Origin of the sequence: Streptomyces antioxidans, assembly GCF_000968685.2 — a bacterium.
In the GTDB taxonomy this organism is placed as follows: domain Bacteria; phylum Actinomycetota; class Actinomycetes; order Streptomycetales; family Streptomycetaceae; genus Streptomyces; species Streptomyces antioxidans.
The window spans coordinates 1-24,303 of sequence record NZ_LAKD02000017.1 but is presented as its reverse complement, the minus strand read 5'-3'; the positions used below and the strand labels follow the sequence as shown (position 1 = coordinate 24,303).

Below are 24,303 nucleotides of genomic sequence, written 5' to 3'. Positions count from 1 at the left end.
GGCGGTCACTTCAGGAGATCCCGAATTCCTTGCCGATGAAGTCGAAGAGGTCGTCGTCTGTGGCGGACTCCAACTCCTCGGCGACTCCGGCGCCGTCTTCCGGTCCTCGGTTGTCATTCCATTGCGCGAGCAGGGCCTGCAGCCGCGCGGTGACCCTGCTCCGGCCCTCGTCGTCCGGGGCGGCTCCGGCCGCCCCGGCCAGGGCCAGGGACTTCTCCAGCCCGTCGAGCTCCGCGAGCAGCGAGGTGACCGCCGACGCGTCGTCCGGCAGGATCTCGCCGCGCAGATACTCGACCAGTGCGTTGGGGGTCGGGTAGTCGAAGACCAGCGTCGCCGGGAGGCGGACGCCGGTCGTCGCGTTGAGGCGGTTGCGGAGCTCGACCGCGGTGAGCGAGTCGAAGCCGACCTCGCTGAACGAGCGGGCCGGGTCGACCGTCTCCGGGCCGGGGTAGCCGAGGACGGCCGCCACCTGGGTGCAGACCAGCTCAAGCAGCACCTCCTCGCGCTCGGGCTCGGAGAGCCCCGCGAGCCGTTCGCGCAGCGCCTCGGCACCGGCCGCGGCGGCAGCGGCGGATTCGGCGGCGCGGCGGGCGGGGGCTCGCACCAGGCCGCGGAAGAGCGCCGGGAGCATGTCGCTGCCCGCCTGTGCCCTGAGCGCGGCCATGTCCAGCGGCAGCGGTACGAGCAGGGGCTCATCCGAGCCCCGCGCGGCATCGAACAGCTCCAGGCCGCTCTCCGCGGTGAGTACGCCGACGCCGCCGCGCCGGATCCGGGCGATCTCGGTCTCGTCCAACTCACCGCCCATGCCTCCGGGCACCGACCACAGGCCCCAGGCGAGGGAGGTGGCGGGCAGGCCGTTGGCGCGGCGGTGCTGGGCGAGGGCGTCCAGGAAGGCATTGGCCGCGGCGTAGTTGCCCTGTCCGGCGCCACCGAAGACGCCTGCGGCCGAGCTGAACAGGACGAACGCGGACAGGTCCGCATCCTGGGTCAGCTCGTGGAGGTTCCACGCCGCGTCCGCCTTCGGGCGGAGGACGGTGGTCAGGCGATCGGGGGTGAGGGAGCCGATCACGCCGTCGTCCAGCACGCCCGCCGCGTGGATCACGGCGGTGAGGGGGTACTCGGCCGGGATGGACGCGATGGCCTCGGTGAGCGCCTTCCGGTCCGCCGCGTCACAGGCCGCCCAACGGGCTTCTGCACCCAACTCGGCCAGTTCAGTAGTGAGTTCGGCAGCTCCGGGGGCGGTTTCGCCTCGGCGGCTGAGCAGGAGCAGGTGGCGTACGCCGTGCTCGGCCACCACGTGGCGCGCGAAGAGCGCGCCCAGGGTGCCGGACGCACCGGTGACCAGGACGGTGCCCTCAGGATCGAACGCGGGGGTCTCCTGGTCCGCCGTCGCTGCGGTGGCCCGCGCCAGCCTCGGCACCCTTGGGGCGCCGTCGCGGAGGGCGATTTGGGGTTCGCCCGTTGCCAGGGCCGTGGCCACGGCGTCTTGGGGCTGGCCCTTGCCGTCGGTGTCGACCAGGACGATGCGGTCCGGGTTTTCCGCCTGGGCGGAGCGGGCCAGGCCCCAGACGGCGGCTTGGGCCGGATCGGGGGCGGGGTCGGCGTCCGTGGCGGTGCCGGTGCTCACGGCTCCTGAGGTGAGGATGACGAGGCGGGCGTCTGCGAAGCGGTCTTCGGCCAGCCAGTGCTGGAGCAGGCTCAGCGCTTGGGCGGTGGCGCGGTGCGCCGTGTCGGCCGGTGAGGGGCCTTCCCCGATCCCGCCCCTTCCCGAAACCTGGGGCTCCGCCCCAGGGCCCCGGTCCTCAAACGCCGGACGGGCTGAAGATGCCGCACCGGCCGAAAGCTGCGGCAAGTCCGAGGGCTCCGGGCGCCCTTCGGGCGTGTCCTCAATCGCCGGACGGGCTTGATTTGCCCCACCGGGTTGGCTTACCCCACCGGCCTGGGTTGCCCAGCTGGGTGCTGTCAGGTCGGCCAGTACGTACTTCGGGAGCTGCGTGCCGGAGGCCACCGCCTCCGCCAGTGTGGCCAGGTCGGTGTGGGTCGGGAGGCCCAGGGTGTTCTCGGGGCCTATCGCCGCCCAGTTGTTGGGGGTTACCTCGGTGGACTGGGCCGGGGCCGGGAGCCAGTCCAGGCGGAAGAGGGAGTCGGACGGGGTGCCGGGGCGGGCCGCCCCGAGTTGGTCGGCGGAGATCGTGCGGAGGGCCAGGCCCTCGACCGATGCCACCGGGGCGCCCGTCACATCGGCGAGCTCCAAGGACACCGTGCCCGTGGTCGTGCCGCCCAGCCGCACACGGAGGGCCGACGCGCCCACCGCGTGCAGGGATACCCCGGTCCAGGAGAAGGGCAGGCGGCCCTGGCCGCCGTCCCCTTCGGCCGCGCTCAGGCCCAGTGCGTGCAGTGCGGCGTCCAGCAGGGCCGGGTGCAGCCCGAACGCGCTCGCGTCGGACGTGCGGTCCTCCGGCAGGCTCACCTCGGCGAACACCTCGTCGTCGCGCCGCCAGGCAGCCGTCAGGCCCTGGAAGACCGGGCCGTAGCCGAAGCCCGCCTCGGCCAGGCCCTCGTACAGGCCGTCGGTGTCGATGCGCTCCGCCCCTGCGGGCGGCCAGGCGGACAGGTCGAACGAACCCTCCACCGCGCCCGCCGCCAAGGCGCCCGTGGCGTGGCGCAGCCATGGTTCGTCCGCCGGGGCGCCCTCCGCGCGGGAGTGCAGGGTGAGCGCGCGGCGGCCGGTGTCGTCGGGGGCGGTGAGGGAGAGCCGGAGTTGGACGGCACCCTGGTCGGGGACGATCAGGGGGGCTTCCAGGGTGAGTTCGTCCAGGCGGTCACAGCCCGCGTGGTCCCCGGCGCGCAGGGCCAGTTCCACGAAGGCGGTGCCGGGCAGCAGCACCGTGCCCATGACCGCGTGGTCGGCGAGCCAGGGCTGGGTCTGGAGGGAGAGCCGTCCGGTGAAGGCGATGCCGTCGGAGTCGGGCAGTTCGACGGCGGCGCCCAGCAGCGGATGGCCCGCCGCGTGGAGGCCGATCGCGGTGGCGTCGCCGCCCACCGGTCCGGCGTCCAGCCAGAACGGGCGGCGCTGGAAGGCGTACGTCGGCAGATCGACCACCTGCGGGCCGTACGGCGCGAACAGTGGGCCGAAGTCCACGGCGGTGCCCCGGACATGGGCGGTGCCGACCGCCGTGAGCAGCGTCTCGGCCTCGGGGCGGCCCTTGCGCAGCGCGGCGGCGAAGGCGGCCGCGTCGGGGTCGGTCACGCAGTCCTGGGCCATGGCGGTCAGGACGCCATCGGGGCCCAGCTCCACATACGTGGAGACGTTCTGCGCCTCCAGGGTCCGCACCCCGTCCAGGAAGCGGACGGCCTCGCGGACGTGGCGCACCCAGAAGTCAGCCGTCATGATCTCGTCGGCGGAGACCACGGCACCGGTCAGGTTGGACACGATCGGGATGCGCGGGGCCTGGTACGTCACCCCCAGCGCCACCTCGCGGAAGGCGTCCAGCATGCCGTCCATATGGGGCGAGTGGAACGCGTGGCTGACGGTGAGCCGCTTGGTCTTACGGCCCTCCGCCTCGAAACCGGAAGCGATCTCCAGCGCCGCGTCCTCGTCGCCCGCGACCACGACCGAGGTCGGGCCGTTGACGGCGGCGATGCTCACGCGCTTGCCGAGCCGCGGGGTCACCTCGTCCTCGGACGCCTGGACGGCGATCATCGCACCACCGGCGGGCAGCCGCTGCATCAACCGCCCGCGGGCGGCCACCAGCTTCGCCGCGTCCGCCAGCGACAGCACACCGGCCACATGGGCGGCGGCCAGTTCACCGATGGAGTGGCCGGAGAGGTAGTCCGGCCGCACGCCCCAGGTCGCCACCAGGCGGAACAGCGCCACCTCGACCGCGAACAGGGCGGGCTGGGTGAAGCCGGTCTGGTCCAGCCGCTCCGCGTCATCCCCGAACACCACCGTCTTCAGCGGCCGTTCGAGGTGGGGGTCCAGCGCGTCGCAGACCTCGTCCAGCGCCTCGGCGAACACCGGGTAGGCATCGTAGAGCTCACGGCCCATGCCGAGCCGCTGGCTGCCCTGGCCGGTGAACAGGACGGCCAGCCTGCCGCCCTCGGCCACCGCGCCCTCGGCCAGCCCGGCCGTGGTGCGGCCCTCGGCAAGGGCGTCGAGACCGGCCAGGAAGGCGTCCCGGTCCCGGGCGACGAGGGCCGCCCGGTGCTCGAACCCCACCCGGGAGGTGACCAGGGAATGGCCGATGTCGGCGAGGGCCAGCCCGGGACGGTCGGCCACATGGGCGCGCAGCCGGGCCCCCTGGGCGCGCAGCGCCTCCGGGGTCTTGGCGGACAGCACCCACGGCAGTACGGACGGCGACGCGGACGGAGTCCCCGGAACCTGGGCCTCCCTCGGTTCCGGCTCCGGCACCTGCTCGATGATGGCGTGGGCGTTGGTGCCGCTCATGCCGAAGGACGAGATACCGGCCCGGCGCGGACGCCCGGTCTCCGGCCACTCCCGCGCCTCGCTCAGCAGCGACACCGCACCCGACGCCCAGTCCACGTGCGGCGACGGCTCATCGATGTGCAGCGACTTCGGCAGCACACCGTGCCGCATCGCCTGCACCATCTTGATGATGCCCGCGACACCGGCCGCGGCCTGCGTATGGCCGAAGTTGGACTTGATCGAGCCCAGCCACAAGGGCTGCTCGGGAGACTTCTCCCTGCCGTACGTGGCCAGCAGCGCCTGCGCCTCGATCGGGTCGCCCAGCGTGGTGCCCGTGCCGTGCGCCTCCACCGCGTCCACCTCGGACGCCGACAGACCCGCGTTCGCCAGCGCCTGACGGATCACCCGCTGCTGCGACGGACCATTCGGCGCCGTCAGACCGTTCGACGCACCGTCCTGGTTGACCGCCGTGCCCCGCACCACCGCCAGCACCTTGTGGCCGTTGCGCCGGGCGTCCGACAGCCGCTCCACCAGCAGCATGCCCACGCCCTCGCCCCAGGCCGTGCCGTCCGCCGCCGCCGCGAACGGCTTGCAGCGGCCGTTCCTGGCCAGGCCGCGCTGGCGGCTGAACTCGGTGAACACATCGGGGGTGGTGATGATGGTGACACCGCCCGCGAGCGCCATCGTGCACTCGCCGTTGCGCAGCGCCTGCCCCGCCAGGTGCAGCGCCACCAGCGACGAGGAGCACGCCGTGTCGACGGTGACGGCCGGGCCCTCGAAGCCGAAGGTGTACGCCACCCGGCCGGAGGCGATGCTGCTGGAGCCGCCGGTGCCGAGGTAGCCCTCGACGCCCTCCGGGACGGTGTGCAGCCGGGACACGTAGTCGTTGTGCATCTGGCCGACGAACACGCCGACCTGCTTGCCGCGGAGCGCCCCGGGGTCGAGGCCCGCCCGCTCGAAGGACTCCCAGGTGGTCTCCAGCAGCAGCCGCTGCTGGGGGTCCATCGCCAGCGCCTCGCGCGGGTTGATGCCGAAGAACGCCGGGTCGAAGTGGTGGGCGTCGTAGGTGAAGCCGCCCTCGCGGGCGTAGGAGGTGCCGGGCCGGTCCGGGTCCGGGTCGTAGAACGCGTCCAGGTCCCAGCCGCGGTCCTCCGGCAGCCGGGCGATCCCGTCCCGGCCCTCGGCCAGCAGCTCCCACAGCTCCTCGGGGGTGCGCACATCCCCGGGGAAGCGGCAGCTCATCGCGATGATGGCGATCGGGTCGTCCTCGTCCGTCGCGGCACCCGCCGGGCCCTCGGCCCGCGCGGGGACGGCCGCCGCCTCGGAGCCGAGCAGTTCCTCCAGCAGATATCCGGCGAGCGCGGTCGGCGTCGGGTAGTCGAAGACCAGGGTGGCGGGCAGCCGCAGCCCGGCCGCGCCGCCGAGGCGGTTGCGGAACTCCACCGCGGTCAGCGAGTCGAAGCCGAGGTCCTTGAACGCCCGGCTCGCCTCCACCGCGTCGGGCGAGTCATGGCCGAGTACCACGGCCACCTGGGCGCGCACCAGGTCAAGGAGGGTCTGCTCGCGCTCGGCCGCGTCCAGCCGCACCAGCCGCTCCACCAGCGAGGAGCCGTCTTGGGCCGCCCCCGACTCCGCGGTGCGGCGGGTCGTACCGCCGCGCACCAGACCGCGCAGCAGCGGCGGCACCATCTCGATCGGCGCGCCGGTGAGCGGCGCCAGGTCGAGCCGCATGGGCACCAGGAACGCGTCGCCCACCTCCTGGGCGGCGTCGAACAGCGCCAGCCCCTCGTCGGAGGCGAGCCCCAGCACCCCGGAGCGGGTCATCCGGGACGTGTCGGTGGCCTCGAGGTCACCGGTCATCCCGCTGGCCTCGGCCCACAGGCCCCAGGCCAGCGAGGTGGCGGCGAGACCCTGGGACTGGCGGTGGCGGGCCAGGGCGTCCAGGAAGGAGTTGGCCGCCGCGTAGTTGGCCTGGCCGGGGCCGCCGAAGGTGCCCGCCGCGGAGGAGAACAGCACGAACGCGGCCAGGTCCTGGTCGCGGGTCAGCTCGTGCAGATTGACGGCCGCGTCCACCTTGGGGCGCAGCACCTTCTCCAGCCGCTCCGGCGTCAGCGCGTCGATCACCCCGTCGTCCAGCACCCCGGCGGTGTGCACGACGGCGGTCAGCGGGCGCCCGGTGGGGATGTCGGCCAGGACGGCGGCGAGCGCGTCCCGGTCGGCCGCGTCACAGGCGGCGATGGTGACCTCGGCGCCCAGCTCGCGCAGCTCGGCCGCAAGTTCAGCGGCGCCCGTGGCCTGCTCACCGCGGCGGCTGGTGAGCACCAGACGGCGTACGCCGCGCTCGGTGACCGCGTGCCGGGCGACCAGGCCGCCCAGGGTGCCGGTGCCGCCGGTGATCAGCACCGTGCCGTCCGGGTTCCACGGGGCGGGCACGGTGAGCACGACCTTGCCGACGTGGCGGGCCTGGCTGAGGTAGCGGAAGGCGTCCGGGGCCTGCCGCAGGTCCCAGGCGGTGATCGGCAGCGCCCGCAGCGCGCCCCGCCGGAACAGCTCGAGCAGTTCGCCCAGCATCTCCTGGATGCGGTCCAGGCCCGCCTCGGTGAGGTCGAACGCCTGGTAGGAGACGCCGGGGTAGGCGGCGGCGACCTCCTCGGGCGCCCGGACGTCGGTCTTGCCCATCTCGACGAACCGGCCGCCGCGCGGCAGCAGCCGCAGCGAGGCGTCCACGAACTCCCGGGCCAGCGAGTCCAGGACGACATCGACGCCGCGACCGCCGCTGGCCTCGCGGAACGTCTCCTCGAAGGCCAGGTCGCGGGAGGAGGCGATCCGGTCGTCGGCCAGTCCCAGCGAGCGCAGCGTGTCCCACTTGCCCCGGCTGGCGGTGGCGTAGACGTCCACGCCCCAGTGGCGGGCCAGCTGCACGGCGGCCATGCCGACGCCACCGGCGGCGGCGTGCACCAGCAGCGACTCCCCGCCCCGCAGGTCGGCCAGGTCGCGCAGCGCGTAGTAGGCGGTCATGAAGACGATCGGCACGGACGCGGCCTGGGCGTACGACCAGCCCTCCGGCATCGGCACGACCATCCGGCGGTCGATGACCACCAGCGGGCCGAAGCCGCCGGGCAGCATGCCCATCACCCGGTCGCCGGGCGCCAGATCGGTGATCCCGGGGCCGGTCTCGAGGACGACTCCCGCGCCCTCGCTGCCCATCAGGCCCGCGTCTCCGGGGTACATGCCGAGCGCGTTGAGCACATCGCGGAAGTTCACACCGGCGGCCCGCACCGCGACCCGCACCTGTCCGGCCTCCAGCGGCGCGGCGGCCTCCGGGCTGGGCAGCAGGGTGAGGTTCTCCAGGGTGCCCTTGTCCTGGATGTCCAGCCGCCAGCCCGGTTCGCCTGGCGGCGGCACCATGGGTCCGGAGGCGGCGGTGCGCGCCAGTCGGGGCGCGTGGACGGCGCCGCGGCGCAGCACGAACTGCGGCTCGCCGGAGGCGAGTGCGGCGCCCAGCGCCTCGTAGGAGGCGTCGGTGCCGTCGAGGTCCGCCAGCACCAGCCGGTCCGGGTTCTCCGACTGCGCCGAGCGCACCAGACCCCACACCGGGGCGTGCGCCAGGTCGTGGGTCCCCGCGTCGCCCGCGGTGGCCACCGCGCCCCGGGTCACCAGCACCAGCCGGGACGCCGCGAACCGGTCGTCGGCCAGCCACGCCCGGACCAGCGCCAGCGTCCGCTGGGTGGCGGTGTGGACGGCGGCGGTCACCTCGTCCCCGGTGGCGCCGCGCGGGTCGAGGTACGCCAGGACGTAGGCAGGGGCGTCCCCGGCCGCGGCCAGCGCGTCCAGGTCGGCGTGGATGGCGGCGCCGGAGGTCAGCGGGGCGGGCGCGCCCTCGCCGAGCACCGTCCAGGACGCGGCCGGGCCCTCGGTGGACGGCGGCACGGTGGCCCAGTCCAGCCGGTACAGCGACTCGTGGTACGCGGCGGAGCGGCCCTCGGCGAGCTGCCCGGCCGAGACCGGGCGCAGCGCCAGCTGCTCGACCGAGGCCACCGGGGCGCCGGTGCCGTCGGCCAGCTCCAGCGACACGCCGTCGGCACCGGCAGGGGTCAGCCGGACCCGGAGCGCGTCGGCGCCCACCGCGTGCAGCGACACCCCGCTCCAGGAGAACGGGAGCCGCCCCTGCTCATCGCCGCCCGCGCGGGCGAACGTGCTGTGCAGCGCGGCGTCCAGCAGCGCGGGGTGCAGCCCGAACCCGCCCGCGTCGGCCTTGCGGTCCTCCGGCAGCCGCACCTCGGCGAACACCTCGTCGCCGCGCAGCCAGGCCGCCGTCAGCCCCTGGAACACCGGCCCGTAGGCGAAACCCCCCTGCGCCAGGTGGTCGTAAAGCCCCTCGACCTCGGCGGGTTCGGCGCCCTGCGGCGGCCATGCCGTCAGATCGAACGAGGGCCGCGGGCCACCGGCCACCAGCACACCGCTCGCATGCCGGATCCACGGCAGCTCGGCGGGCGCGTCCTGCGCCCGCGAGTACAGCTCCAGGGTGCGGTGCCCGGCCCGCTGCGGGGCGCCGACGACGAGCTGGAGCTGGACCGCGCCGCGCTCGGGCAGCACCAGCGGCGCCTCGATCGTCAGCTCGTCCAGCCGGTCGTAGCCCACCTGGTCACCGGCGCGGATGGCCAGCTCCACGAAGGCGGTGCCGGGCAGCAGCACGGTGCCCATGACGGCGTGGTCGGCCAGCCACGGGTGGCTTTCGAGGGAGAGCCGCCCGGTGAACAGGAAGCCGTCGGAGTCCGCCAGCGGCACGGCGGCGCCCAGCAGGGGGTGGTCGGCCCGGTCCAGACCCGCCGACTCGACGTCGCCCACGAAGCCCGCGGGGGAGGTCAGCCAGAAGCGGCGGTGCTGGAAGGCGTAGGTCGGCAGGTCGACACGGTGGGCGCCGGTCCCGGCGAAGTACCCGGCCCAGTCCGGGGCCACCCCACGGACGTGCAGGGCGGCGAGGGCGGTGGCGACGGTATCGGCCTCGGAGCGGTCCTTGCGCAGCGCGGTGGCGAAACCGGCCGCGTCGGCGTCGGTGACGCACTCCTGGGCCATGGCGGTGAGCACACCATCGGGGCCGAGTTCGAGGTAGGTGCTGACGCCCTGGGCCTCCAACGTCCGTACGCCATCGAGGAAGCGGACGGCCTCGCGGACGTGGCGCACCCAGAAGTCGGGGGTCGTGATCTCCTCGGCGGAGACCAGCTCGCCGGTCAGGTTGGACACGATCGGAATGCGCGGGGCCTCGTACGACAGCCCCTGCGCCACCTCCCGGAACGCCTCCAGCATCCCGTCCATGCACGGCGAGTGGAACGCATGGCTCACGGTCAGCCGCTTGGTCTTACGGCCCCGCGCCTCAAAACCGGACGCGAGCGCGACAGCCGCGTCCTCATCACCCGCGATGACCACCGACGTCGGACCGTTGATGGCGGCGATGCTCACCCGCTCGGTCAGCAGCGGCGCCACCTCGTCCTCCGACGCCTGTACCGCGATCATCGCGCCACCCGCCGGAAGCTCCTGCATCAGACGGCCACGCGCCGCCACCAGCTTCGCCGCGTCGGCCAGCGACAGCACACCGGCCACCTGCGCGGCGGCCAGCTCGCCGATGGAGTGCCCGGAGAGGACGTCGGGCCGCAGCCCCCACGCCTCGACCAGGCGGAACAGCGCCACCTCGACCGCGAACAGCGCGGGCTGGGTGAACCCGGTCCGGTCCAGCTCCTCGGCGTCGTCCCCGAACACCACCGTCCTCAGCGGCCGTTCAAGGTGTACGTCCAGCGCGTCGCAGACGGCGTCGAACGCCTCCGCGAACACCGGGTAGGCGTCGTACAGTTCGCGGCCCATGCCGAGCCGCTGGCTGCCCTGCCCGGTGAAGAGGAAGGCCACCTTGCCCTCCGCCACCGAGCCCTGGACCAGCCCCGCGGCCGACTCGCCGCGCGCCAGCGCCTCCAGGCCCGAGACCAGTGCCGCACGGTCCGCGCCGACCACGACGGCGCGGTGGTCCAGCGCGGCGCGGGAGGTCGCGAGCGAGTACGCCAGGTCGGTCGGGGACACGTCCGGCCGCCGCTCCAGGTCGGCGAGCAGCCGCTCGGCCTGCGCCCGCAGCGCGTCGGCGTTCTTGCCGGACACGGTCCACGGCAGTACGGACGGCCGGACGGCCGGAAGCGCGGGGAGCCCGGCCTCCTCCGGCTCCGGCGCCTGCTCGATGATGACGTGCGCGTTGGTGCCGCTGACGCCGAAGGAGGACACCCCGGCCCGGCGGGACCGCCCGGTCTCCGGCCACTCCCGCGCCTCGCTCAGCAGCGACACCGCGCCCGCCGCCCAGTCCACGTGCGGCGACGGCTCGTCGAGGTGCAGCGACCGGGGCAGTACGCCGTGGTGCATGGCCTGCACCATCTTGATGATGCCCGCGACACCGGCCGCGGCCTGCGTATGGCCGACGTTGGACTTGATCGAGCCCAGCCACAGCGGCTGGTCCTCGGTCTTCTCCTTGCCGTACGTGGCCAGCAGCGCCTGCGCCTCGATCGGGTCGCCCAGCGTCGTCCCCGTGCCGTGGGCCTCGACCGCGTCCACCTCGGACGCCGACAGACCCGCGTTCGCCAGCGCCTGACGAATGACGCGCTGCTGGGAGGGACCGTTCGGTGCCGTCAGACCATTGGACGCACCGTCCTGGTTGACCGCCGTGCCCCGCACCACCGCCAGCACCTTGTGGCCGTTGCGCCGGGCGTCCGACAGCCGCTCCACCAGCAGCATGCCGACGCCCTCGGCCCAGCCGGTGCCGTCCGCCCCGGCCGAGAAGGACTTGCAGCGGCCGCTGGCCGAAAGGCCGCCCTGGCGGCTGAAGTCGATGAAGGTGTCCGGGGTGGACATGACGGTGACACCGCCCGCGAGGGCCATGGTGCACTCGCCGTTGCGCAGCGCCTGCGCGGCCAGGTGCAGCGCCACCAGCGACGACGAGCACGCCGTGTCGATGGTGACGGCCGGGCCCTCGAGGCCGAAGGTGTACGCCACCCGGCCGGAGGCCACGCTCCCCGCCGTGCCGGTGCCGAGGTAGCCCTCCAGGCCGTCCGGCAGGGCGGTCAGCCGGGAGAGGTAGTCGTGGTACATGACGCCCGCGAAGACGCCGGTCCTGCTGCCGCGCACGGTCGACGGGTCGATCCCGGCCCGCTCGAACGCCTCCCAGGAGCTCTCCAGCAGCAGCCGCTGGTGGGGGTCCATGGCGAGGGCTTCGCGGGGGTTGATGCCGAAGAAGTCGGGGTCGAACTCGCCCGCGCCGTAGAGGAATCCGCCCTCGATGGTGGCGCTGGTGCCCGCCTGCTCCGGGTCGTCGCCCAGCAGCCCCTCCAGCTGCCAGCCGCGGTCGGCCGGGAAGCCGGAAATGGCGTCCACCGAGCCGGTGACCAGCTGCCACAGCTCCTCGGGGCTGGTGACCCCGCCGGGGTAGCGGCAGCTCATGCCGACGATGGCGATGGGCTCGTCGTCGGCGACCGCCACGGTGGCGGCCGGGGCCGCGGCGGCCTCGTCGGCCTGGTCGCCGAGGATTTCGGTGCGCAGGAAACCGGCCAGCGCGGTCGGCGTGGGGTAGTCGAAGACGAGGGTGGCGGGGAGCCGTACGCCGGTGACGGCGCCGAGGCGGTTGCGCAGTTCGACGGCGGTGAGCGAGTCGAAGCCCAGCTCCTTGAAGGCGCGCCCGGCGCCGACGGCCTCCGGGCCCGCGTAGCCGAGGACGGCGGCCACCTGACCGCAGACGACCTCCAGCAGCAGCCGGTCGCGCTCGGGGACGGACAGCCCGAGGAGCCGGTCGGCGAGCCCGCCGGGTGCGGAGGCGCCGCCCGCCTCGACCACGCGGCGGCCGGGGGCCCGCACCAGGCCGCGCAGCAGCGCGGGGACCATGGTGGCGTCGGCGTTTCGCAGCGGCGCCAGGTCCAGGTGCATGGGGACGAGCGTGGGGTCGCCCACGGCGAGGGCGGTGTCCAGGAGGGCCAGGCCCTCCTCGGAGGAGAGGGCGGCCACTCCGGCGCGGGTGATGCGCTGGATGTCGGTGTCGTCCAGGTCACCGGTCATGCCGCTGCGCTCGGCCCACAGGCCCCAGGCGAGGGCGGTGGCGGGCAGCCCCTGGGCGCGGCGCCGGTGGGCGAGGGCGTCCAGGAAGGCGTTGGCGGCGGCGTAGTTGGCCTGGCCGGGGCCGCCGAGGGTGCCGGCGGCGGCGGAGAACAGCACGAACGCCGATAGATCCAGGTTGCCGCGGGTCAGCTCGTGGAGGTTCACGGCCGCGTCCACCTTGGGGGGCAGTACGCGGTCGACGCGCTCGGCGGTGAGCGAGCCGATGACACCGTCGTCGAGCACACCTGCGGTGTGCACCACGGCGGTCAGCGGGTGTTCGGCCGGGACGGCGGCGAGCGCGGTGGCGAGCGCGTCGCGGTCGGCCACGTCGCAGGCGGCGAGGGTGACCTCGGCGCCCGACGCGCGCAGCTCGGCGGCGAGTTCGGCGGCGCCGTGGGCTTCTGCCCCGCGCCTGCTGAGCAGCAGCAGGTGGCGTACGCCGTGCCCGGCCACCAGGTGGCGGGCGACGAGGCCGCCGAGGGTGCCGGTGGCGCCGGTGACGAGGGCGGTGCCCTCGGGGTCGAGGGCGGGGGCGGTCCGCTCGGGGTCGGCGGCGACCTTGGCCAGGCGCGGTACGACCACGGATCCGGCGCGGACGGCGAGCTGCGATTCGCCGGTGGCCAGGGCGGCGGACAGCGCCCGGTAGGACTCGTCGCGGCCGTCGAGGTCCGCCAGGACGAAGCGGTCCGGGTTCTCGGACTGCGCGGAGCGCAGCAGACCCCACAGCGGGGCGTGGGCCAGGTCCTCGGTGTCGGCGTCCGCCGAGGCGGCGACGGCGCCACGGGTGGCGACCACCAGCCGGGAGCCCTCGAAGCGGGCGTCGGCGAGCCAGCTCTGGACCAGCTCCAGCGCCCGGTGCAGGGCCTCGCGCACGGCGGTCTCGACGGGCAGCCCGCTGTCGGCCGCGAAGAACGGCGCGACGACGGCCTGGGGCACCGGGGCCCCGGCGTCCACGGCCGCGCCGAGCGCGGCCAGGTCGGCGTATCCGGCGGCGGTGGGCAGGGCGGTGGCCAGCTCCGCGTACCCGGCGGCGGTCAGCTCGGGGTGGTCGGCGGCGCCCAGCACCGCCCACTGCCCGGCCACCACGGTGGTGTTGGCGGGGACCGGCACGGGGGTCCACTCGACGCGGAACAGCGCCTCGTGGAAGGCGCCGCGCGCGGCGTGCACCTGGTCGGGCGAGACGGGCCGCAGCAGCAGGGAGTCCACGGAGGCGACGGGCGCGCCGCTCTCGTCGGTCACCAGCACGGCCACCGCGTCCTGACCGGCGGGCGAGAGCCGGACGCGGAGCGTGGCGGCGCCCACGGCGTGCAGCCGGACCCCGCTCCAGGAGAAGGGGAGGCGGCCGTGTTCGGTGTCCTCCAGCAGGGAGCCGATGCCCACGGCGTGCAGGGCCGCGTCCAGCAGCGCCGGGTGCAGCCCGAACAGCTCGGCCTCGGCGCGGGCGGTTTCGGGCAGCCGCACCTCGGCGTACACCCGCTCCTCGTGCTGCCAGGCGCCCTGGAGCCCCTGGAAGACCGGGCCGTAGGCGAATCCGGTGTCGGCGAGCCAGTCGTAGAGGCCGTCCACGGGGACCTCGGTGGCACCGGCCGGGGGCCATGCGGTGAGGCTGTCGCCGGGGGTGGTGGCGCCGGTGGAGAGCACACCGGTGGCGTGGCGGGTCCACTCGCCCTCGCCCCAGGTGCCGTCGGCGGCCTCCTCGAGACGCGAGTGCAGGGTCAGCGACCGGCGGCCGGTCCCGTCCGGGGCGCCCACGGACACCTGGAGCTGTACGCCGCCCTGCGGGGGCAGCACCAGCGGGGCCTCGAGGGTCAGCTCCTCCAGGACGTCCGCGCCCGCGTGGTCACCGGCGCGGATGGCGAGCTCCACGAAGGCGGTGCCGGGCAGCAGCACGGTGTCCATGACGGCGTGGTCGGCCAGCCACGGGTGGGTCTGCAGGGAGAGCCGTCCGGTGAAGAGGAATCCGGCGCCGTCGGCGAGTGACACGGCGGCGCCGAGCAGCGGATGGTCGGCGGAGCCGAGCCCGGCGGCGGTCACATCGCCGGTCCACGGGCCGGGCGGTTCGGGCCAGTACAGCTCGCGCTGGAAGGCGTAGGTGGGCAGTTCGACGCGGCGGGAGCCGGAGCCCTCGAAGACCGCGGCCCAGTCGACGGCCACGCCGTGGACATGGGCGCGGGCGAGGGCACCGGCCAGGGCGGTGGCCTCGGGGCCGTCGCCGCGCAGCACGGGCACGAACACGGCGCCGTCGCCGGTGACGCAGTCCTGCGCCATGGCGGAGAGCACCCCGTCGGGGCCCAGCTCCACATAGGTGGCGACGTCGTACTCCTCGAGGCGGCGGATGCCGTCGGTGAAGCGGACCGCCTCGCGGACGTGCCGGACCCAGTAGTCGGGCGAGCAGATCTCGTCGGCGGAGACCGAACCGCCGGTGAGGTTGGAGATGATGGGGATGACCGGCGGGGCGTAGGTGACCTGCCGCGCCACCTCGCGGAAGGCGTCCAGCATGCCGTCCATGCGGGGCGAGTGGAACGCGTGGCTCACGGCGAGCCGCTTGGTCTTACGGCCCCGCGCCTCGAAACCGGAGGCGATCGCGACAGCCGCGTCCTCGTCACCCGCGATGACGACGGACGTGGGCCCGTTGAGGGCGGCGATCGAGACGCGCCCGGTGAGCAGCGGCGCCACCTCGTCCTCGGACGCCTGGATGGCGATCATCGCGCCACCGGCGGGCAGTTCCTCCATCAGACGGCCGCGCGCGGCCACCAGCTTCGCCGCGTCGGCCAGCGAGAGCACACCCGCCACATGGGCCGCGGCCAGTTCACCGATGGAGTGGCCGACGAGGAAGTCGGGCTTGACGCCCCATGTCTCCAGCAGCCGGAACAGCGCCACTTCGAGGGCGAACAGCGCGGGCTGGGTGTGACCGGTGCGGTCCAGCGAGCCGTCGTCGTCGCCGAACATCACCTCGCGCAGCGGTCGCCGGAGGTGCTGGTCGAGCTCGGCGCACACCTCGTCCAGGGCGCGGGCGAAGGCCGGGACGGCCGCGTACAGTTCACGGCCCATTCCGGCGCGCTGGCTGCCCTGGCCGGTGAAGAGGAACGCGACCTTGCCCTCGGCCACCTCGCCCCGGACGACGCCGCCCGCGGGGGTGTCCTCGGCGAGTGCGGCCAGCCCGCGCAGCAGTTCGTCCCGGCCGCCCTCGCCGGTGAGGACCACGGCCCGGTGGTCCAGCGCGGCGCGGGTGGTGGCCAGCGAATGGGCCAGGTCGACCAGGCCGAGGTCCGGGTCGTCCTGGACGCGGGCGGTGAGCCGCCCGGCCTGGGCGCGCAGTGCGGGTGCGCTCTGCGCGGACACCAGCAGCGGCAGCTGCCCGCCGATGCCGGTCCACTCCGCGTCGCCGGGGAGCCGCGGCTCGCGGTCCTCGGCGGGGGCCTGTTCGATGACGGTGTGGGCGTTGGTACCGCTCACGCCGAAGGAGGAGATGCCCGCGCGGCGCGGCTGGCCGGTCTCCGGCCACGGGGTGTTCTCGGTGAGCAGGGAGACGGCGCCCGCGTCCCAGTCCACGTCCCGGGAGGGCGCGTCGACGTGCAGGGTCCTGGGCAGCACTCCGTGCTCGATGGCCTTGACCATCTTGATGATCCCGGCGACACCGGCGGCGGCCTGGGTGTGCCCGAAGTTGGACTTGACCGAGCCGAGCCACAGCGGGCGGCCCTCGGCCCGGTTCTGCCCGTACGTGGCGAGCAGGGCCTGGGCCTCGATGGGGTCACCGAGGCTGGTGCCGGTGCCGTGGGCCTCGACGGCGTCCACCTGGGCCGGGGTGAGCCGGGCGTCGGTGAGCGCCTGGCGGATGACCCGCTGCTGGGACGGGCCGTTGGGCGCGGTCAGACCGTTGGACGCGCCGTCCTGGTTGATGGCCGAACCCCGGACGATGGCCAGCACCTTGTGGCCGTGGCGGCGCGCGTCCGACAGCCGCTCGACCAGCAGCATGCCGACGCCCTCGCCCCAGCCGGTGCCGTCCGCGCCGTCCGCGAACGCCTTGCAGCGGCCGTCGGGGGCGAGGCCGCGCTGGCGGCTGAAGTTGATGAACGCGCGCGGGCTGTTCATCACCGTGACACCGCCGGTGAGCGCCAGCGAGCACTCGCCGTTGCGCAGCGCCTGGATGGCCAGGTGCAGCGCCACCAGCGACGCCGAGCACGCGGTGTCCACCGTGAGCGCCGGGCCCTCCAGACCGAAGGTGTAGGAGATCCGGCCGGAGATGACGCTGGCGGCGTTGCCGGTGAGCAGATACTGCTCAACGCCCTGCGGCAGCGTGTGCATCAGCTCCGGGTAGTCCTGGCCGTTGGTGCCGACGAAGACACCGGCCCTGCTGCCGCGGAGCGTGGCCGGGTCGATCCCGGCCCGCTCGAACGCCTCCCAGGAGGTCTCCAGCAGCAGCCGCTGCTGCGGGTCCATGCCAAGGGTCTCGCGCGGGCTGATCCCGAAGAACCCGGCGTCGAACTCGCCCGCGCCGTCGAGGAACCCGCCCTTGTCGGTGTAGCTGGTGCCCTGCTCGTCGGGGTCGTCGGCGAAGAGCGCGTCGACGTCCCAGCCACGGTCCGTGGGGAAGTCCGCGATGGCGTCGCCGCCCGCGGCCACGAGCTCCCACAGCTCCTCCGGAGAGGTGACACCTCCGGGGAACCGGCAGCTCATTCCGACGATCGCGATCGGCTCAGGCTCCTGCGACTCGACCTCGCGGAGACGCTGCCGCGTCTGGTGCAGATCGGCAGTTACCCGCTTGAGGTAGTCGAGGATCTTGTCCTGATCCGCCATTGGAGTCTCACCCATGCTTCTCGTCACAAACCTTGCGCCCTCGGACCCGTCGATCCTCAGATTCCGAGTTCCTTGTCGATGAAGGCGAAGACCTCGTCGGGCGTCGCCTCCTGCAACTTCTCCGTCACGGTGCCGCCGTCGCCGTCGGCCGCCCCGGCATCGGCCGTACGGGGCTCCGCCCATGCCGCCGCGAGGTCCCGCAGCCGGGCCGCGATGTCCTCCCGTGCCCCGCTGTCGGGGTCCAGGACGGACAGCGCGGACTCCAGCGCGTCGAGCTCCGCGAACCCGGGCGCCGCGGCCGTACCGCCGTCGCCCACGATCCGGCCGCACAGGAACTCGGCGAGCGCCGCCGGGGTCGGGTAGTCGAAGACCAGCGTGGCGGGCAGCTTCTGCCCGGTGGCGGCGGTCAGCCGGTTGCGCAGCTCCAGCGCGATCAGCGAGTCGAAGCCCAGCTCCTTGAACGCCCGCCCGGCGCCGACCTCGTCGGTCGAGGAGTGGCCGAGCGCGGCGGCCGCGCCCGAGCGCACGACCTCCAGGACGACCAGGGACTGCTCGGCCCGGGAGATCCCGGCCAGCCGGTTGCGCAACGCGTCCGCCGGGGACCCGTCGGCGGCCGCCCCCGGCTCACCGGCCCTGCCCCCGGTCTCGCGCAGCCGCTTGACCTCGGGCAGCTCGCCGATGAGCGGGCTGGGGCGTACCGCGGTGTAGCCGTGGGCGAAGCGGTCCCACTGGATGTCGGCGACGGCCACGACCGTGTCCGCGTGGTCCAGGGCCCGCTGCAGCGCCGTGATCGCGGCGTGCGGCGCCATCGCCGGGACACCGCCGCGGTCCAGCCGCTCGCCGATGGCACCGTCCGCGGCCAGCCCGGTCTCGCCCCAGCGGCCCCAGGCCACCGAGGTGGCGGGCAGGCCCGCCGCGCGGCGCCGTTCGGCCAGCGCGTCCAGATAGGCGTTGGCCGCCGCGTAGTTGCCCTGCCCGGCGTCGCCGAGGGTGCCCGCGATGCCGGAGAACAGCACGAACGCGGTCAGGTCCAGATCGCGGGTCAGCTCGTCCAGATGGCGCGCCGCGTCGGCCTTGGGGCCGAGGACGGTGGCGAACCGCTCGGGGGTGAGCGCGTCCAGGACGCCGTCGTCCAGGACGCCCGCGGCGTGCATGACCGCCGTGAGCGGCCGGTCGGCCGGGACGGCGGCGAGCAGCGTCTCCACGGCCTTGCGGTCGGCCACGTCGCACGCGGCGATGGTGACGTCGGCGCCCAACTCGGCCAGCTCGTCCCGCAGTTCAGCCGCACCCGGGGCCTCGGGGCCACGGCGGCTGGTGAGCACCAGGTGCTCGGCGCCGTTACGGGCCAGCCAGCGCGCCACATGGGCGCCCAGCGCGCCCGTACCGCCGGTGACCAGCGTCGTACCGTACGGCTTCCACGACCGTACGGCCGGAGCACCGGCCAGCGGGGCGTGGGCGAGCCTGCGGGCGAAGACCCCGGCCGCGCGCACCGCGAGCTGGTCCTCGCCGCCGGTCCCCGCGAGCGCCCCGGCGAGCCGGGCCAGCGCCCGCTCGTCGGGCGCGCCGGGCAGGTCCACCAGACCGCCCCAGCGCTCCGGGTACTCCAGGGCGGCGGTCCGGCCGAGGCCCCACACGAGCGCCTGCTCCGGGGATTCCACGGTGTCCGTCTGGCCGACGGCGACCGCGCCCCGGGTGGCACACCACAGCGGCGCGTCCACCCCGGCGTCGCCGAGGGCCTGGATCAGCACGGCGGTACCGACCAGCCCGGCGCTGACCCCGTCGGTGCCGGGCGCGGTGCCCGCGTCGAAGGCGAGCAGCGAGAGCACACCGGAGACGGCTCCGGCGTCGGCCAGCTCCTCGCGCACCAGGCGGGTCAGCGACGCGCGGTCCGACTCCACGGCGGTCGGGGTGATCTGCCGCACCTCGGCGCCGCGTTCGGTGAGCGTCCGGACCGCGCCGAGCGTCCAGTCGTCGGTGGCGGCGGACTCGGGCACGGCCAGCAGCCAGGTGCCGGACAGCCGCGGGGCCTGTGCCTCGGTCAGCGAGGTCCAGGTCACGCGGTAGCGCCAGCCGTCCACGGTGGACTGCTCGCGGGCCTGCTTGCGCCACGAGGCCAGAGCGGGCAGGACGGCGCCGAGCGAGGACCGCTCGCCGTCGTCCCCGAACGCGAGGGTGTCGGCCAGCGACTCCAGGTCCTCGCGCTCGACGGCCTCCCAGAAGCGGGCGTCCACGGCGTCGGACGGTACGCCCGGCTGATCGGCCGGGGTGTCGGCCGGCTGCGGCCAGTAGCTCTGGTGCTGGAAGGCGTACGTGGGCAGCTCGACGCGGACCGCGCCCGTCCCCTCGTACACCGCCGCCCAGTCCACGCCGACGCCGCGCGTCCACGCCTCGCCCAGCGAGGTGTAGAGACGGTCGAGCCCGCCCTCGTCACGGCGCAGCGACCCGATCGCGGCGGCCTCGCGGCCCGCGTCCTCGGCCGTCTCCTGCACCCCCATCGCCAGCACCGGGTGCGCGCTGCACTCGATGAAGACGCCGAAGCCCTCGTCCAGCAGTCGGCGAACGGCGCCCTCCAGCTCAACCGTGCGCCGCAGATTGGTGAACCAGTACTCCGCGTCCAGCTCCGGACCCTCGACCCACTCCCCCGTCACCGTCGACAGGAAGGGGACTTCGGCCGTCTTGGGCTCAACGGGGGCCAGCAACTCCAGCAGCTCCTCGCGGAGGAGTTCCACCTGAGCCGAGTGCGAGGCGTAGTCCACCGGCACCCGACGCGCCCGCACCTCGTCCGCCTCACACGCGGCGACCAGCTCATCGAGGGCCCCGGGCTCACCCGAGACGACCACCGAGGACGGGCCGTTGACGGCCGCCACCGAGATGCGCTCCTCGCCCCACGGCACGATCCGCTCCCGCACCTCCGCCACCGGCAGCGCCACCGACACCATGCCACCCCGGCCCGCCAGCACCCGCCCAATCGCCTGACTGCGCAACGCCACCACACGCGCCGCGTCCTTCAACGAGAGAATCCCCGCCACACACGCCGCCGCGATCTCACCCTGCGAGTGACCCACCACAGCCAACGGCCGCACGCCCAGCGAACGCCACAGCTCCGCCAGCGAGACCATCACGGAGAACAACACCGGCTGAACGACGTCCACCCGCTCCAGTGACGGTGCGCCCTCCGCCTCGCGCAGCACATCCACCAACGACCAGTCGGTGAACTCTGCGAGCGCGGCGGCACACTCATCAATACGGGCAGCGAACACCGGTGAAGCATCCAACAGCTCCACGGCCATGCCTACCCATTGTGACCCCTGTCCCGGGAACACGAATGCGGCCTTGCCCCCGATTGAGGCCCCCTGCACCAGGTTCGGCAGGACCTGCCCCCTAGTGAGGGCGTCCAGGCCACGGACGAAATCGTCCCGGTCCGTGCCCACCAGCACCGCGCGCTGGTCGAAGGCGGCGCGGGTGGTGGCCAGCGCACGGCCGATGTCCTGCGGGCGCGCGGCCGGGTCGGCGTCGAGATGGGCCAGCAGCTTCGCGGCCTGGGCGCGCAGCGCCGCCTCGGTCCTGCCGGACACCGTCCACGGCAGCGCGCCGAGCGGCCGGGTCACCGGCTCGGCCGGGTCCGGCTCCTCGGCGGGCGCCTGCTCGATGATGGCGTGGGCGTTGGTGCCGCTGAAGCCGAACGAGGATACGGCGGCCCGGCGCGGACGGCCGGTCTCGGGCCACTCCCGCGCCCCGGTCAACAGCTCCACGTCGCCCGCCGACCAGTCGACGTGCGGGGTGGGCTCGCCGATGTGCAGCGACTCCGGCAGCACGCCGTGGCGCAGCGCGAGCACGAGCTTCATCACACCCGCGACACCGGCCGCCGCCTGGGCGTGGCCGATGTTGGACTTGATGGAGCCGAGCAGCAGGGGCTGTCCCTCGGGCCGCTCCTGGCCGTAGGTGGCGAGCAGCGCCTGAGCCTCGATCGGATCACCCAGCGTCGTACCGGTGCCATGTGCCTCCACCGCGTCCACCTCGGCAGGGGACAGCCGGGCGTTGGCGAGCGCCTGCCGGATCACGCGCTGCTGGGACGGGCCATTGGGCGCGGTCAGACCATTGGACGCGCCGTCCTGGTTGATCGCCGAACCGCGCACGACGGCCAGCACCGGATGGCCGTTCTTCCGGGCGTCCGACAGCCGCTCGACCAGCAGCATGCCCACACCCTCGGCCGGGCTGAAGCCGTCCGCATCCGCGGAGAACGCCTTGCTGCGGCCGTCGGATGACAGTCCGCGCTGGCGGCTGAACTCGATGAACGTCCCCGGGGTGGCCATCACGGTCACCCCGCCCGCGAGCGCGATCGAGCACTCGCCCTGGCGCAGCGACTGGACGGCCAGGTGCAGCGCCACCAGCGACGCCGAGCACGCGGTGTCCACGGTGACCGCCGGACCCTCCAGACCGAAGGTGTACGACAGGCGGCCGGAGACGACGCTTGCGGCGCTGCCGGTGGCCAGGTGGCCCTCGTAGCCCTCGGTGTTGTTGCGCATGACGATGGAGTAGTCGGAGCCATTGGTGCCGACGAAGACGCCGGACGGGCTGCCGTGCAGGGCGGCCGGGTCGATGCCCGCCCGCTCGAACGCCTCCCACGAGGTCTCCAGCAGCAGCCGCTGCTGCGGGTCCATCGCCATGGCCTCGCGCGGCGAGATCCCGAAGAACGCGGGGTCGAAGTCGGCGGCCCCGGTGAGGAACCCGCCCTCGCGGGTGTAGCTGGTGCCCTGCGCGTCCGGGTCCGGGTCGTACAGCGACTCGATGTCCCAGCCGCGGTCGGCCGGGAACTCCGACAGCGCGTCGCCCCCGGAGGCGAGCAGCTGCCACAGCTCCTCGGGGGTGCGCACCCCGCCGGGGAAGCGGCAGCTCATGGAGACGATGGCGATCGGCTCGTCGTCGGCGAGCGCCGCCGCGGTCGGCAGCGCGGCCACGGCGGCCCGCTGCCCGCCCGCGAGCTCGGTGCGCAGATGGCGCGCGAGCAGGGTGGGCGTGGGGTAGTCGAAGATCAGGGTGGGCGGCAGCTTCAGCCCGCTGGCGGCGCTGAGCCGGTTGCGCAGTTCCACGGCCGTCAGCGAGTCGAAGCCCAGCTCCTTGAAGGCCCGGCCCGCCTCGACGCCGTCGGCGCCCGCGTAGCCCAGGACGGCCGCGACGGCGGTGCGCACCAGCTCCAGCACCAGCCGCTCCCGCTCGGCCTCCGGCACCCCGGCGAGCTGCTGGGCCAGGGCGACCGCGCCCGCGCCGTCCGCCTCGGCGTCCCCGGCCATGTCCTCGATGACCTGCCGCGCCTCGGGCAGGTCGTGCAGCAGCGGACGGGAGCGGCCGGAGGTGAAGGCGAGCACGAAGCGCTTCCACTCCATGTCGACGACGGTCAGCACCGACTCATCGCGGTCCAGGGCGTGCTGGAGCGCGGTGACGGCCGACCGCGGCGCCATCTCGATGACGCCGTGGCGGCGCATCCGGTCGCCGACGCCGCCCTCGGCCATCCCGCCCTCGCCCCACGGGCCCCAGGCCAGCGAGGTGGCGGGCAGGCCCTGGGCGCGCCGGTACTCGGCGAAGGCGTCCAGGAAGGCGTTGCCGGGCGCGTAGTTGCCCTGGCCGGGCGCGCCGAAGGTGGCCGCGAAGGAGGAGAACAGCACGAACGCCGACAGGTCCAGCTCGCGGGTGAGCTCGTGCAGATGGCGGGTGGCGTCCACCTTGACCTTCAGCACCCGGTCCACCTGGTCCGGGGTCAGGCCCTCGATCACCCCGTCGTCCAGCACGGCGGCCGTGTGGACGACGGCGGTCAGCGGGTGCTCGGCGGGGATGTCCGCGAGCAGCGCCTCGACCTGGGCGCGGTCGGCCACGTCGCACGCGGCGACGGTGACCTTGGCGCCGAGTTCGGTCAGCTCGGACCGCAGATCCGCCGCGCCCGGGGCGTCCAGGCCACGGCGGCTGGTGAGCACCAGGTGCTCGGCGCCGCTCCGGGCCAGCCAGCGCGCCACATGGGCGCCCAGCGCGCCCGTACCGCCGGTGACCAGGGTGGTGCCCGCGGGCTTCCAGGCCCGTACGGCGGGCGTGGCGGCAAGCGGGGCGCGCACCAGACGGCGTACGAGCGGCCCGGTGGCGCGGATCGCGACCTGGTCCTCCTCGTCGGCCCCGGCGAGCACGGCCACCAGCCGGGCCAGCGCCCGCTCGTCGGGCGCCCCGGGCAGGTCCACCAGACCGCCCCAGCGCTCGCCGTGCTCCAGCGCGGCCACCCGGCCCAGGCCCCAGACCAGTGCCTGCTCGGGGGAGTCCAGCGAGTCCGCGCGGCCGACGGAGACCGCACCGCGGGTGGCGGACCACAGCGGCGCGCCGATCTCCGCGTCGCCGAGGGCCTGCACCAGCGCGAGCTGCGCGGCCACCCCGGCGGGGACGGAGGGGTGACGGGGGTGCGGACGGCCGTCGAGGGCCAGCAGCGACAGCACTCCGGCGAACGGGATGCCGTCGGTCTCCGCGAGCGCGGTGCGCAGCCGCCCGGTCAGCTCGTCGCGGCCGTCGGCGGTGGTGTCCACGGCGATCCGCCGTACGTCGGCGCCGCGTTCGGCGAGCACACCGGCCACGGCGTCGGGCCAGGCTGCGTCCCCCGCCTCCGGGGCGATGACGAGCCAGGCACCGGTCAGCCGCGCGGGCTGCCCGTCGGCGAGCGGCTTCCAGGTGACGCGGTAGCGCCAGCCGTCCACCGTGGACCGCTCACGGGCCTGCTTGCGCCACGACGCCAGGGCGGGCAGCAGCGCGCTGACCCGCTCGTCGTCGTCGATGTCCAGCTCGGCCGCGAGGGTCTGCCAGTCCTCGCGCTCGACGGCCTCCCAGAAACGGGTCTCGACGGGGTCGGCGGCGGTGGCCGCGGCAGCGGCGGGGCTGCCCGCCTCCAGCCAGTAGTGCTGGTGCTGGAAGGCGTACGTGGGCAGCTCGAC

The 24,303-nt window shown here is 74.6% G+C and carries 2 protein-coding genes; both read right to left on the bottom strand.

Translation table 11 applies throughout. The features are described 5' to 3' along the window. Window positions 1-10: 10 nt before the first annotated feature. Window positions 11-17,341, bottom strand: coding sequence for a type I polyketide synthase (locus VT50_RS08535; protein ID WP_075200352.1), 17,331 nt, complete (start codon window positions 17,339-17,341; stop codon window positions 11-13). A gap of 56 nt (window positions 17,342-17,397) precedes the next feature. Further along, window positions 17,398-24,303, bottom strand: a 6,906-nt coding sequence (locus VT50_RS08530) for a type I polyketide synthase (RefSeq protein ID WP_079343790.1), incomplete at its 5' end; no start/stop codon positions are given.